We start from the raw sequence: 12,974 nt of genomic DNA, 5'->3' as shown, positions 1-12,974 counted from the left end.
GCAGTGTCGTTAGAGCAGGGTCCGCGAAACATGCGCGGCCGCGGCCTCGCCCAGTCGCGAGTGCAGCGTGAAGAACAGATCGGCGGCCCGGATCCCGGCCCAGCCCGGCGGCAGCAGTTCGGCGGGCAGGCCCGGGTCGAGGTAGGGCAGCCGCCGCCAGTCGGTCAGCACCCGGACGTAGTCGGCGAACGCTTCGGCCTCGTCCGTGGTCTTGCGCCGCTGCCACCGCCGGAGCGCGGCCGCGTGCTCGTCGACGAAGGCGGTGTACAGCGCTTCGAGCTGGTCGAGGTCCCACCAGTCGCGGATCTTCTCCCGCACGTCGCCGAACGCGAGATGCTCGGCGTGGAAGAGATCGGCGTAGCCCTCGAGTTCGAGCCGCCGGAGCATGTCGGACGTCGCGTCACGCAGATGCGCGGGCGCGATCCAGACGCCGGACGACGCGGTCCCGAAGCCGAGCCGGGCCAGTTGCGTGCGCAGAACGTGCCTTTTGTGCCGTTCGGCCTCCGGGACGGAGAACACCGCGAGCAGCCAGCCGTCGCCGGGGGTGGCGCGTTCGCGGCGGAAGATCCGCTCGTCGCCTTCGCGCAGGATCGCCAGCGCGGTCTCGGAAAGCTCGTACCCGGCGGCCCCGTCGCGGCGCACCGCGGACAGGATCCCCCGCCGCTTCAGCCGGGAGATCGACGACCGGACGGCCGGTTCCTCGACGTCCACACCGGCCAGCAGGTCGATCAGGGAGCGGACGGAGAGCCAGCCGCCCTCGCCGCGCGAGTAGAGGCCGTACACGGTCACGATCAACTGGCGCGGTTGCGCCGTTCGCCCCGCGCCGTCGACTTCGGTTGCCTCCGACACGGCCGTCACCCGGTCACCATACAACGACGATGAGCTCAGGTTTCGGCCGTGACCGAAGCGTTCCGCACTTAGCGTCACGATATGGAGAATCCCCTGATCGAAGCCCCCGTTCCGCCGGTGCCCCGGGACGTCGAACCGGGCGGCGTCCGGTGGTTGCGCGCGAACGTCGCCCGGTTCAGCCGCCCGGAGGACCACGCGCGGCGGCGGGCGCTCGTGCTCACCGAGCTGGCGCCGATGGGGTCGTTGCGGGACAAGGCTTTCGCGCTCGCCAAGGTGATGCGGGACGAGGTGGAGCGGGTTCCGGTCGCCGTACTCGCCGCGGAACTAGGCCTGCCCGACGTTTCCCGCGACATCGCGACGCTTTCCGGCGCGTACCACCCGCATACGGAAATCGGGGACGACGCCGAGGAAGCCATGCGGCGGCTGGTCGAGGCCTGCGGCGGTGCCGTCGACGAGCGGACGGCCGCGCGGATCGGGCTCCTGGTGCAGGCCTGCGACGCGACGGCCAAACTGCTCGGCAAGGCGCTGGCCGCCCATCGGCCCGGTGAGGACGTCGAAAGCCTGCTCGACCGCGTCTTGCGTGACGATCCGCCGGTCCGGATCACCCGGCGGTGGGTCGGCGGCGAGGTGGTCGAGGTGGACCTGTCGGAGCATCCGTTCGGAGCAGGGCCGAAACACTGCCCCGGGGAAGCGTCGGCGCGGCAAGTGGCCGCGGGAATTCTCGACGCCCTGCTGTGCTAAGACTTACCCCGGTCATCTGGAACTGGGGAGTCTTTCGATGCTGTATTTCAATGGTTTCTTCGGCGTTCTCACGCTCGGTCTGTGGATCTTCTGCATCGTCGACGTGATCACCACGGACGAGGGATCGTGCCGCAACATGCCCAAGGGGATGTGGCTGCTGCTGGTGCTGATCGTCCCGCTGATCGGCTCGATCGTCTGGCTGGTCGCCGGGCGTCCGCAGCACACCGCCCGCGCGCCGCGTGGACGGTACGAAAGGGAGACGCCGGCGTTCCCGGAGTACGACCGTCCGGGCCGTTTCGCCGCGACGAGCGCGGCCGACGACGAAGAGTTCCTCCGTAAGTGCCGGGAACGCGCCGAGGAGCAGCGCCGCAAGGCCCGTGAAGGCTGAGTAGCCTCGGCGGAGAGATCGACACTGGAGGAAGAAGAATGTCCGAAGCACTCGACTGGAACAAGAACATCATCAAGGAGTTCCGCGAGAACGAGGGGAAGGTGGGCGGACCGTTCGAGGGCGGCTCGCTGCTGCTGCTCACCACCGTCGGGGCGAAGAGCGGCGAACCGCGCACGTCGCCGCTCGCGTACGGGCAGGAGGACGGCAAGTACATCGTCGCCGCGTCGTACGCCGGGGCGGACAAGAACCCGGCCTGGTACCACAACATCGTCGCGAACCCGAAGGTCACCGTCGAGGTGGGCACGGAGAAGTTCGAGGCGACCGCGGCCGTCGTCCTCGAGGACCGCGCCGAGCGCGACCGTCTGTACGCGTTGATGACCAGCCTGATGCCGGGCTTCGCGGACTACGAGCAGAAGACCGACCGGGTGATCCCGATCGTCACCATCTCGCGCTGATTCGGCGCGCGCCGCTGGGGCGGCCGGACCGAAGGTCGCGAAAGCCACTTTTGTCGCTGTCGTGCGTGGGCCGAAGGCTCCTTTCACCGCATCGGATGCCGTGAAGGCCTCCTTGGTGAACCCGTATTTGCTGACCCGCTGGTGTGGCCGGGGCCGAGTGTGGAGGATTCGGGACGTTGTGCGTCCTGAATCCTCCACGGTCGACCCCATCGGTGAGGCAGGCGGGCAGTGAAGCTCATGCTGGCTGTCGTCTTGGGCGAGTGGGGAAGATTCCGGCCGTCCAACGTCCAGGATCTTCCCCACTCGGTCGTCCACCCCCGGGGCGCGACCGGCACGATCAAGGTTCAAGACCAGGACGGCCACCGCGACGATGAAGGAATCGGGACGCTCAATGTCCCCATTCCTTCATTGTCATCCCTCGACGGCAACCGGACTCTTGCTCCCACGCAGGTCGGACGTAGGTACACAAATGAAGGCCTCCTTGAGGGACCCAGAGTCCCTCAAGGAGGCCTTCACAGACTAGGCACACAGGCGCGCGGTGTGAGCAAAGGCGTGACTTGCGTGATCAGGGACGTAACTCGCGTGACTGGAGGCCGCACTCGCGTGTTCCGTCGCACCGACGCGGTACTTGCGCGTGCAACCACCGCATCCAGAGGACGAAACGCGAGGGGGTCAGCGCGCGCCGCTGGGGGCTTCGACGGCGTTCGGCCGCTTGAGTTCGGCTTCGGCCGCGCGCAGCGCCTTGCGCTCCTGGCGGCGCGCGATCAGCTTCTTGCCGGTGAGGATCATCGGCTGCTCCACCCAGCGGTGGATCAGGTCCGCGATCCCGAGCCCGACCGCGAACACGGTCAGCGCGCTGATCATCCGGTGCTCGCCCAGCGGCGGGATCGCCGCGACCACGGCGAAATGCACCGGGCCCTGCAGCAGGTAGAGGGAGTACGAGCGCTCACCGACGAACCGCATCACCTTCGTCGCCAGCAGCCAGCGAAGCGGCCCCGGCGAGACCAGCACCACCAGCAACATCGCCGAGAGCAGGCCGTAGGCGATCAGCAGGCCGAGGTTGCTGCCGGTCTCCCACCACAGGCTTTCCATGTTGACGTGCAGCAGGGCGAAAGCGCCGAACACGGGGATCGCCGCGAGCGGATGGGTCAGCGGTTTGATCACCGCGTAGGACCGGCGGTAGTGCATCGCGATCGCCAGCACGCAGCCGATCAGCAGGATCGCGTAGTGCACGGTCGAGCGGTAGATCGGCACCTGCGGCCCGTTGAGCACCCAGCCGCTGGTCACCCCGACCAGCCCGGCCATCAGCGCGAACGCGGCGAACGCCAGCGCGAGCTTGCGCCAGGCCGCGGCCAGCCCGACCGCTCCCGCGACCACCAGCAGGAACGGCCAGAACAGGTAGAACTTCTCTTCGATGCCCAGCGTCCACGAGCCGCTGAAGAAGTTGTCCGGGCCGTTCGGGCTGCTGGCGGGGAAGAACTCGTTGAAGAAGGTCAGGTAGTACTTCAGCGCGTGCGGGAACTCGCGGGTGAAGAACTCCCCGCGCAGCCACACGAACACGATGATCCCGCCGAGGATCACCAGGTACGGCGGCAGGATCCGGAACACCCGCCGCAGGTAGAACGCCGAAAGCGAGATCCGGCCGGTCCGGTCCTGCTCACGCAGCAGCAGGGTCGTGATCAGGAAACCGGACAGCACGAAGAAGATGTAGACACCGACCCAGCCGGACAGCCAGCTCCACTTCGGACCCGCGAAGTGGAAGAGGATCACGATGGTGGCCGCGATCGCGCGCAGCCCGTCGAGCGCGGGGAACCGACGCATGGCGAGGAACTCGTCATGGTCCAAAGTGCGCACAGTGCCCCCTAATGGCGGTATCGGCCCGGAAGTATACGGGTGCCGCCCACTGTGCCCTCGCCCCGGCTCGGGGCCTCCTACCAGCGGATTTCGGAGATCACCCAGCGTCACGCGCGGGTTCGACGTTATGGGTCAGCCGGAAACGGTTCGCCGGATCGACGGCCGCCTTGACCTCGGCGAGCCGCCGCAGATCGGCCGGGGAGTACACCTTGGCCGCTTCGTCGCCCGCGCCGCTGTCGCCGTAGACGAAGGTCAGGAGCTTGCCGGTCGACTTGGGCTTCAGCGCGTCGAACAGCTTCCCGTGGGCCGCCTTGATCTCGGCCATGCCCGCGTCGTCCACTACGGACAGTGCGCGGACGGTGAAGCGGGCCTCACGGTCCCAGCCGACGCCGGGGTGCTCGGGCAGGTCGGACAGCGCGCCGCCGAGCAGGTCCAGCAGGACGACGGTCGGCACCGGGGCGCCGGGGCCGGCGTGTTCGAGGATCGCGTCGAGCATCGTGTCGTCCAGTTCGGACACGGTGGCGTTGTCGGCGCGGTAGCCGTGCGGGAACGGCGGCTCGTTCGCGATCTTCCCCGATTCGGTGAACGGGATCTCGGCGAGCGTGTCACCCAGCAGGGGGGCGGCTGCGCGCAGCGGGGCGACCAGGCGTTCGCCCTCGGCGGCATCGCCGAGGTAGGCGATCCGGATCTGCGCGACGTGCTGCCCGCGCAGCGGCTCGGGCACCATCGGCAGGTCGGGCATCGGCACCATGCCCAGCGACGACGTCATCTCGCGCGGCAGGTCCGCCGCCCAGTCTCGCCAGGCGTGGAGCACGGCGGACAGCGATTCGGTGCCGAACTGCAGGCTCCCGCCGTACAACCGGGTGACCGGGACGAGCCGGAACTCCAGCGCGGTGACGATCCCGAAGTTGTCGCGGCCGCCGCGCAGCGCCCAGAACAGCTCGCTTTCGGCGTCCGGGGTGGCGCGGCGGAGTTCGCCGTCGGCGGTCACGACCTCGATCGCGGTCACCTGGTCGGCGGCCAGCCCGTACTTGCGGCCGAGCAGGCTGAACCCGCCGCCGAGGGTGTAGCCGACGACGCCGACACCGGGGAAGGAACCGCTCAGCGGCGCGAGCCCGTGTTTCGCGGCCGCCTCGATGACCGCACCCCAGCGCACGCCCGCGTCGACCCGTGCGATGCCGTCTTCGATCCGGATACCGGTCATGCGGTGCGTCGTGACGAGGACGCCGCCCTCGAAGGGGACGCCCACACCGTGCCCGGTCGAGTGGACGGCGATCGGGAGATCGTGCTCGGCGGCGTGACGGACGGCCTCGACGACGTCGGCGGCCGAAGCGGCGGGCACGATGACGTCGGGTCGGCGGGGTACCGCGGTCTGGAAACCGGCGAGTTCGTTGTCGTAATCCGGGTCGCCGGAGCGGAGCATCGTGGTCATGCGACCAGCTTGATCCCGATTCGGCCAGAAGTCCAAGATCTTGTTTGTCTGGCAACTATAATCATCGCTTATGGAACTGCGTCAGCTCGAATACTTCGTCGCGGTCGCCGAGGAGGCGAACTTCACCCGCGCCGCCGAGCGGCTGCATGTCGCGCAGCCCGGCGTCAGTGCCCAGATCCGCCGCCTCGAACGCGAGCTCGGGCAGCCGCTGCTCGACCGGTCGGCCAGGGCGGTGCGGCTCACCGAGGTCGGCGCCGCCGCGCTCCCGCACGCCAGGGCCGCGCTCGCCGCCGTCGCCGGGGTGCGGCAGGCGGTCGACGATCTCACCGGCCTGGTCCGCGGCCAGGTCGCGATGGGCATGGTGTCCTCGCGCGGCCCGGTCAACCTGCCGGATCTGCTCGCGCGTTTCCACGAGCGTCATCCGGCCGTCGACATCACGCTCGCCGAGGCGACCTCCGACATCCTGCTCGCGGGCGTCGCCGACGGCCGGTTCGACGTCGCGCTGATCGGCGTCTCCGGCGAACCGCCGCCCGGGATCGGCCTGGAGGTCGTCCTCGACGAGCCGATGGTCGCCATCTCCGGTCCGGACGATCCGCTCACCGGGCAGGCCACGATCACGTTGTCGGAACTGGAAAGCCGGTCGCTGGTGAGCCTGCCGAAGGGCACCGGCATGCGCGCGATCGTCGACGCGGCGTTCCTCGCCGACGGCGCGCAGCCGCGGGTGACGCTGGAAGCGGGCGATCCGAACGTCGTCGCCGAACTGGTCGGACGCGGTCTCGGGGTCGCCGTGGTGCCGATGTCGCTGGCGACGCACTACACGAAACTGCACGCCATGAAGATCACGCGGCCTGCCGGATTGCGCGCGAAACTGGCGCTGGCCTGGCGGACGGAGGGGCCGGTCAGCCCCGCCGCCCGCGTGTTCATCAGTCAGGCACGGGCGCTGCTCGGGTTGTGAGCCGCCACAACGAGGTCACCTCCTTCGTGTCGGCTCGTCGATGTCTCGGCCGGATGTCCTCCCTGCCCAGCACTTCGAGACCGGACCGCTCGAACGCGTCGAGGAGTTCTTCGCGCCGGCGCAGGCCCAGAAGTTCGGCGAGGTCGGAGAGGATCAGCCACGCCTCCCCGCCGGGTTCGAGATGCCGCGGCAGCCGGTCGAGGAACGCCTTCAGCATCCGGCTTCCCGGGTCGTAGACGGCGCGTTCGAGCGGGGTGTGCGCGCGGGCGGGCAGCCAGGGCGGATTGCAGACGATCAGCGGTGCGCGGCCCGGCGGGAACACGTCCGCTTCAAGGGTTTCCGTGCCGGTGCAACCGAGGCGCTCGAAGTTCTCCCGCGCGCAGGCGAGCGCGCGGGGTTCGTTGTCCGTCGCCACCACGCGTTCGACTCCCCGACGTGCGAGGACCGCGGCGAGCACACCGGTCCCGGTGCCGATGTCGAAGGCGAGTTCTTTGGTGGGCAAGGGAGTTCTCGCCACCAGATCGACGTACTCGCCGCGGACGGGGGAGAAGACCCCATGGTGCGGATGGATCCTCGCGCCGAGTGCCGGGATCTCGACGCCCTTCACCCGCCATTCGTGCGCGCCGACGACACCGAGCAGCTCGCGCAAGGACACCAGCGAAGCGGTTTCGGACGGCCCGTAGACCTCGGTGCAGGCCTCGCGGACGTCCGGCCCGCGGCGCAACGGCAGGACGTGGCCAGGGTCCAGCGGGACCAGCAGCCTGCCGAGGATCCGTGCCCGGCGTGACCGCTGGTTCCGCTGCTCCTGAAAGGGTTTCCCGGCCGTCGTACCGCAGCGCCGGGACAACGCGGCGAGCAGGTTCCGCGCGCCGGGGAAGTCGCCGTACCAGACGAGTCCGGTGCCGGACACGGCTAGCCGGAACGCCTCGTCGGCGGTGAGGCGATCGTTGACGTCGACGAGACGTTCGGGGCGTTTCGTGCCGACGGTGGTCAGCCAGCGCCGACCACCGTCCCTTGTGGACAGGGGGTTCATGGTTTCCGTTCCTGTTTTCGCCCGCGGCGAAGAGACCCCGCGGGCTCCGTGGGGTGATTTCAGGAACGGCGGTTAGTGGACCACCGCGGCATGAACCGGTGTCGACACGAAACCGAGTTTAGCGGAACGACGCGGCGTGATCGGCCGCCCAGACCTCGAAGTCCAGCCCCGGCCTGCCGGTGACGTCCTGGACGGTCGAGGTGACCTCTCCCGGTTTCGTCACCAGTCCCCGGAATCCGGTCAGCATCGTGTCGACGACGAAGTCCGGCATCCTGGTGAGCAGGGCGGCACGTGCCTCGTCGAGCGGGAGCTCCTCCCAGCGCGCCGGGCGGCCCGCGGCCTCGCCGATGACGCGGACCTGTTCGGCCTGCGTGAGCGGTCGCGTTCCGGTGAGCGTGTACTTCGCTCCGGCGTGCCCGTCGCCGGTCAGCGCTTCGACGGCCACCGCGGCGATGTCCTTCTCGTGGATCAGCGGCATCGACGCCTCGCCGTACGCGCCGCGGACGACGCCGTCCGCGCGGATCGACGGCGCCCAGCCGAGGGTGTTGGTCGCGAAGGCGTGCGGCCGCAGGAAGGTCCACTCCACGCCCGCGGCTTCGATCGCCTCCTCGACGGTGCGATGCCAGGCTCCGATGGCGTTGTCCTGCTCCGTCAGCGAATCGTCGACGGCGCCCGAAGAAAGGAACACCACGCGGTTCACCCGTTCCCCGAGCAACGACACCGTCGGCACCAGGGCCTCGGCGGCGCCGGAGAGCATCAGGAACACGGTGTCGACGCCGTCGAGCGCCGGTGCGATCGTTTCCGGTTTCGCCAGGTCGCCGCGAACGCCGTCCGGCGGCGGATTCCGGCTCAGCGGCCGGACCGGGACGTCCCGCTCCCGCAGCTGGGCGACCACCTGCGAACCGACGTTGCCCGTCGCGCCGGCGACCAGGATCGGCTTCATGCCGCCACCCCCGAGAAGACCGGGCGGTACCGCTTGACCGACCCGCCCGACATCCCCGGGTAGGTCTGCACCTTCTTCCACACGTCCGTCGTCCCGATGCCGTCGGCGCCCGGGGCCGCGAGCGCGGCGAGGTGGGCTTCGACGCTCGCCCATTCGGCGTAGTTCAGCACCTTGGTCCCATCGGTGCTCACGTGGAAGAACCCCGAAATCCCGCCCTCCGGCAGCGCGGGTTCCGACGCCATCGCCTCGAAGACGAGGTCGATCCAGTCGCGCTGCCGCCGCTCGTCGGGCCCCTCGAATTCGACCGAGACGATCACGAGGCAGCCGGGCGTCCCCTCGCGGCGCTGTCCGCGGTAGAGCCGGAACACGGGCGCGCCGTCGAGATCCCGGATGGCGTCTTCGCTGGTCCACTGCTCGTAAGTGAAGGCGCCGTCGTGGCCGATGCCTTCGTACGCGGTGAAGGAAACGAGCCCTTCGTGGCTCTTGTACGCCGCCCGTGCCGCGTCGGCGTCCGGCCATTCCCGCGCCACCGCGACGGTCGCGTCATCGGGCGTCGGCCAATGTCCTTTGTGGATGGTCATTTCGGAGGTCCCCTGTACTGTCATGCCTCCAGCATGAAACTTAAACAAGGGTTCAAGTCAAGCTAGGATCAGGGACATGTCCGAACTCCCGGCCGAACTCACCATCGGGGAGCTGTCGCGGCGCAGCGGTGTCGCCACCTCCGCCCTGCGGTTCTACGAACGTCAGGGCCTCATCAGCAGCAGGCGGACCAGCGGAAACCAGCGGCGCTACCCCCGGAGCACGCTTCGCCTCGTCGCGTTCATCCGCGCGTCGCACCATCTCGGCATCCCGCTCGAGGTGATCGGCGGCGTACTCGACTTCCTGCCCGAAGGCGCCGCGCCGGATCACGCGTTCTGGCGGCGGGCATCCGCCTGCTGGAGCGCCGAGCTGAACAAGCGCATCGAGCAGCTGGAGTGCATGCGGGACCGGTTCACCGAATGCATCGGCTGCGGCTGCCTGTCCTTCGACCAGTGCGTGCTGGTGAACCCCGGCGACTTCCTCGCCGCCAAGGGGCCCGGCCCGGCGCGGCTGATCACCGACTGAGCACGGCCAGTTTTCGTTCCAGCAGCCGTTTTTCGGCGCTGTTGCCCACCTGCCGGATCGCCTCTTCGTACTCCTGGACGGCTTCCGCCGGACGGCCCGCGCGATGCAGCAGATCGGCGCGGATGGCGTGGTACAGGTGGTATCCCGCGAGGTCGAGGGCGTCGATCAGGCCGAGCGCGAGTGACGGGCCGCGCAGTTCGGCGACCGCGACGGCCCGGTTGAGCGCGACGACCGGCGTCGGGTTCATCGCGAGCAGCAGGTCGTACAGCTCGACGACCTGCGACCAGTCCGTGCTCGCCGTGTCGGCGGCGTCGCTGTGGACGGCGTTGATCGCCGCCTGGATCTGGTACGGCCCCGGCTGGTTCCGGCGCAGGCAGGCGCGGACCAGCGTCTGCCCTTCGGCGATGAGCGCCTGGTCCCACTGTGATCGGTCCTGCTCCGCCAGCAGCACGACGTCGCCGTCCTCGCCGGTGCGCGCGGCGCGGCGCGATTCGGTGAGCAGCATCAGTGCCAGCAGCCCGGTGGCCTCCGGTTCGTCGGGCATGAGGCCCGCCAGCAGCCTGCCGAGCTGGATCGCTTCGGCGCACAGGTCCTCGCGCACCAGCCGCTCACCCGAGCTGGCCGCGTAGCCCTCGTTGAACACGAGGTAGATCACGGCGAGCACCGAACGCAGCCGGTCCGGCAGATCGGCGTCGCCGGGGACGCGATACGGGATCTTCGCGTCGCGGATCTTGCCCTTCGCCCGGACCAGCCGCTGGGCCATCGTCGTTTCGGGGACGAAGAACGCGTGCGCGATTTCGGCGGTGGTCAAGCCACCCAGCAGTTTCAGCGTCAGCGCGACCTGCGCGGGGACGGCCAGCGCGGGGTGACAGCAGGTGAAGATCAGCCGTAGACGGTCGTCACGCACGGGACCCTCCTCCACTGGTTCACTGTCCGCGTTGAGCAGCGCGGCCTGGGCGTGTTTGTCGTCGCGCGCGGCTTCCCGGCGCAGGCGGTCGATGGCCTTGTTGCGGGCGGTCGTGATGATCCAGCCCGCCGGGCTCGGCGGTGGACCGCTCGACGGCCACCGGTCCACCGCCTCGGCGAAAGCGTCCTGGACCGCGTCTTCGGCGATGTCGATGCTGCCGAAGACGCGGACCAGCACGGAGACCGCGCGGCCGTACTCCTGTGCGAAGACGCGACCGACGTCTTCGGTGGTCATACGCACGTAGGACCTTCGTCGCCCTGGAACGGCCGGACTTCGACCGGGAGATGGGTGATCTCGGTGACGCGGCGGCCCCAGTCGAGCGCGGCGTCCAGATCCGGTGCCTCGACGATGGTGAAACCGCCGAGATGCTCCTTGCCCTCGACGTACGGGCCGTCCGTCATCGCGATCTCGCCGTTCTCCTTGGCCCGCAGCACGGTGGCCGTGGTCGGCGGGTGCAGCCCACCGGCGAAGACCCAGACGCCGGCGGCCTGCATCTCCTCGTTCAGCGCCTGGATCTTGCGGGCGATCGGTTCGAGGAATTCCGGCGGCGGGATGGGGCCGTCGGGCTGATACAGGCTGATCAGGTACTGGGTCATGGCGTCCTCCTCGTCCGAGTGGGTCTTTCACTCCCTATACGAAGGGCGTCCCGCCGATTCGACAGCCGACGGGAATTATTTCTTCCCGCCACATCGTCGCAGGTCGAACCGGGATCCCTGGGTCAGACAGGCCGCGATCCGGTGCACCTGCTGGCCGTAGCCGCGGCCCTTCACCGCGGTCACGGTCCCGTCCCGGCCGACCTCGCACGGGTTGCCCTCGGTGCAGCTCTCGCCGTCCCGGTTGTGGGTGTTGTTGACGCCCATGACCGTGTTCCCGTCGAGAGACAGAAGCGCCGAGCCGGAGAGGCCGGGCCTGCTCACGCAGGTGTCGCTCGCGGCGTAGCGGACCGCGGCGTCCTGCTGGTACCCCGCCTCACGCAGGTGCGGCACCACCGCCTCGATCGTGCACTTCGGGCGGCCGCTGGCGTAGGACATGAGCAGCCGGTCGCCGGCGAGCATCGGGCTGGTGGTCAGCCGGAAGACCTTCGCGCCCTCCCTGGCCAGTTGCGCGTAGGTCTTGTCGAGCCGGTACAGCGCGACGTCGGTGCCGGTCATCGTCGCGTAGACCAGACGGGTGGCGCGGGCACTGGCCTTCGGATAACCGTCCCGGCCGGCGATGGTGACCGGGCGGGGCAGGTCGGCGGGCCGGTCGATCAGTGCCTTCCCCGGTGCGGGCCGCCCGCTCGGTACACAATGGCCGTTGGTCAGCACCAGCGCCGGGTCTTCGGGACGCGAGACGGGGGCACGCACCACGGCGCCGTTGCAGTCGCCCACCGCGGCCGTGCCCTCCACGTTCGGGCCGGGGTCGTCCGGCGGGACGTCGGTTCCGGTCATGATGCCGTCGATCCAGGCCGAGTTCTTCGCGACGTCGGTGTACATGTCGGGGAAGTCGGCGCCCCGGATACCCGGTCCGATGACCGTTCCCGCCAGCGCCCAGCCATCGCCCGAACGGATCAGGGCGGGCCCTCCGGAATCCGTCGTTCCCGGCCCGACCGGCGGATCGGTGCGGCCGACGCACAGCGGCAGGGTGCTCCCGTCGTCGTCCCAGCAGCGGTCGAGCGGCACGACCTCGGTATCCGCTTCACGCAGCTTGCCCGGGAAGCACTTCGGGTCGGCGAAGTCGTCGCAGCCGGTCGAGGCCGCGCCCCAGCCGAGGATGCGGACGGAGGTCCCGACGGCGGGGGAGCTCCCGGCGAGCCGGATGGGCTTGGCTCGCACGGGTTCGCGCAGGTGCAGCAGCGCGATGTCCTCGCCGGGCGGGTTGTAGGAGAGGTGGCGCCGGTAGAACTTGTCGATGTCGGTGACCTCGCCGCCGGCGGTGGTGTCCAGCGAGCCGACGCGGACCTTCCAGCCGCGGGGGACGCCTGCCGTCGCACCGTTCGGGGTGTTGGCGCAATGGCCGGCGGTGACCGCCCACTGGGGCGCGATCAGCACCGCCCCGCACCGATGACCGTCCGGGCGGGGAGAGTCGTACTGAAGCGAGACCATGAAGTCGTAGGGCGTGGCGGACTCGGTGCCGCCGATGACGGCCGCCGCGGGGGCGGCGGTCGCCGTCATCAGGGTCAGCGCGAGCGCGAGGGATCGGATTCGCATGCGGATCACGCTGGCCGGTCCGTGTCCGCGGAACTCGATGAGCACGTAACAGTTCCGTGCGCGG

At 69.6% G+C, this 12,974-nt stretch carries 14 protein-coding genes; 5 read left to right on the top strand and 9 right to left on the bottom strand.

Going from position 1 to position 12,974, the window contains the following annotated elements; translation table 11 throughout:
* Positions 1–9: 9 nt before the first annotated feature.
* Positions 10–858: a PaaX family transcriptional regulator gene (locus AMK34_RS11740; RefSeq protein ID WP_073845184.1), complete on the bottom strand. Its 849-nt coding sequence runs from the start codon at positions 856–858 to the stop codon at positions 10–12.
* A gap of 72 nt (positions 859–930) precedes the next feature.
* On the opposite strand from AMK34_RS11740, the gene AMK34_RS11735 reads away from it, so the two are divergent.
* The 3 genes from AMK34_RS11735 to AMK34_RS11725 are packed head-to-tail and all read left to right on the top strand — an operon-like array spanning position 931 to position 2,433.
* Positions 931–1,590: an oxidoreductase gene (locus AMK34_RS11735; RefSeq protein ID WP_073845183.1), complete on the top strand. Its 660-nt coding sequence runs from the start codon at positions 931–933 to the stop codon at positions 1,588–1,590.
* 37 nt (positions 1,591–1,627) lie between these two features.
* Positions 1,628–1,978, top strand: coding sequence for a PLDc N-terminal domain-containing protein (locus tag AMK34_RS11730; protein ID WP_038508050.1), 351 nt, complete (start codon positions 1,628–1,630; stop codon positions 1,976–1,978).
* Positions 1,979–2,016: 38 nt separating this feature from the next.
* Positions 2,017–2,433: a nitroreductase family deazaflavin-dependent oxidoreductase gene (locus AMK34_RS11725; protein WP_073845181.1), complete on the top strand. Its 417-nt coding sequence runs from the start codon at positions 2,017–2,019 to the stop codon at positions 2,431–2,433.
* Positions 2,434–3,105: 672 nt separating this feature from the next.
* Here the strand turns inward: AMK34_RS11725 and AMK34_RS11720 are convergent.
* A complete protein-coding gene (locus tag AMK34_RS11720) occupies positions 3,106–4,287 on the bottom strand; it encodes an acyltransferase family protein (RefSeq protein WP_073845179.1) in 1,182 nt (393 codons plus the stop codon).
* Positions 4,288–4,384: 97 nt separating this feature from the next.
* Positions 4,385–5,719, bottom strand: coding sequence for an FAD-binding oxidoreductase (locus AMK34_RS11715; RefSeq protein ID WP_073845177.1), 1,335 nt, complete (start codon positions 5,717–5,719; stop codon positions 4,385–4,387).
* 70 nt (positions 5,720–5,789) lie between these two features.
* Between AMK34_RS11715 and AMK34_RS11710 the strand changes: the two genes are divergently transcribed.
* A complete protein-coding gene (locus AMK34_RS11710) occupies positions 5,790–6,674 on the top strand; it encodes a LysR family transcriptional regulator (protein ID WP_038508057.1) in 885 nt (294 codons plus the stop codon).
* On the opposite strand, the gene AMK34_RS11705 is transcribed toward AMK34_RS11710, so the two are convergent.
* From AMK34_RS11705 to AMK34_RS11695, 3 genes are all read right to left on the bottom strand, one after another.
* Positions 6,643–7,707, bottom strand: a complete 1,065-nt coding sequence (locus tag AMK34_RS11705; protein ID WP_073845175.1) for a methyltransferase — start codon at positions 7,705–7,707, stop codon at positions 6,643–6,645. The two genes, AMK34_RS11710 and AMK34_RS11705, sit on opposite strands and share 32 nt — an antisense overlap.
* Before the next feature lie 118 nt (positions 7,708–7,825).
* Positions 7,826–8,650: an NAD(P)H-binding protein gene (locus AMK34_RS11700; RefSeq protein WP_073845173.1), complete on the bottom strand. Its 825-nt coding sequence runs from the start codon at positions 8,648–8,650 to the stop codon at positions 7,826–7,828.
* Entirely contained in the window at positions 8,647–9,255 is a 609-nt protein-coding gene (locus AMK34_RS11695) for an antibiotic biosynthesis monooxygenase (protein ID WP_241832755.1), read from the bottom strand. The genes AMK34_RS11700 and AMK34_RS11695 overlap by 4 nt, the downstream gene beginning before the upstream one ends.
* A gap of 52 nt (positions 9,256–9,307) precedes the next feature.
* Between AMK34_RS11695 and soxR the strand changes: the two genes are divergently transcribed.
* On the top strand, positions 9,308–9,754 hold the full coding sequence (gene soxR / locus AMK34_RS11690; protein ID WP_038508065.1) for a redox-sensitive transcriptional activator SoxR: 447 nt from the start codon (positions 9,308–9,310) through the stop codon (positions 9,752–9,754).
* Here the strand turns inward: soxR and AMK34_RS11685 are convergent.
* The 3 genes from AMK34_RS11685 to AMK34_RS11675 form a co-directional block, all read right to left on the bottom strand.
* Positions 9,744–10,955, bottom strand: coding sequence for an RNA polymerase sigma factor (locus tag AMK34_RS11685; protein WP_038508067.1), 1,212 nt, complete (start codon positions 10,953–10,955; stop codon positions 9,744–9,746). The two genes, soxR and AMK34_RS11685, sit on opposite strands and share 11 nt — an antisense overlap.
* Entirely contained in the window at positions 10,952–11,317 is a 366-nt protein-coding gene (locus AMK34_RS11680) for a YciI family protein (RefSeq protein WP_038508068.1), read from the bottom strand. The genes AMK34_RS11685 and AMK34_RS11680 overlap by 4 nt, the downstream gene beginning before the upstream one ends.
* Positions 11,318–11,392: 75 nt before the next feature.
* The gene (locus tag AMK34_RS11675; RefSeq protein WP_073846258.1) at positions 11,393–12,910 is read right to left on the bottom strand and encodes a trypsin-like serine protease; all 1,518 of its coding nucleotides are present in this window, start codon (positions 12,908–12,910) and stop codon (positions 11,393–11,395) included.
* Positions 12,911–12,974 lie beyond the last annotated feature (64 nt).

Origin of the sequence: Amycolatopsis sp. CB00013 (assembly GCF_001905755.1) — a bacterium.
Taxonomy (GTDB): domain Bacteria; phylum Actinomycetota; class Actinomycetes; order Mycobacteriales; family Pseudonocardiaceae; genus Amycolatopsis; species Amycolatopsis japonica.
This window is presented reverse-complemented; position numbering and strand designations above follow the sequence as displayed.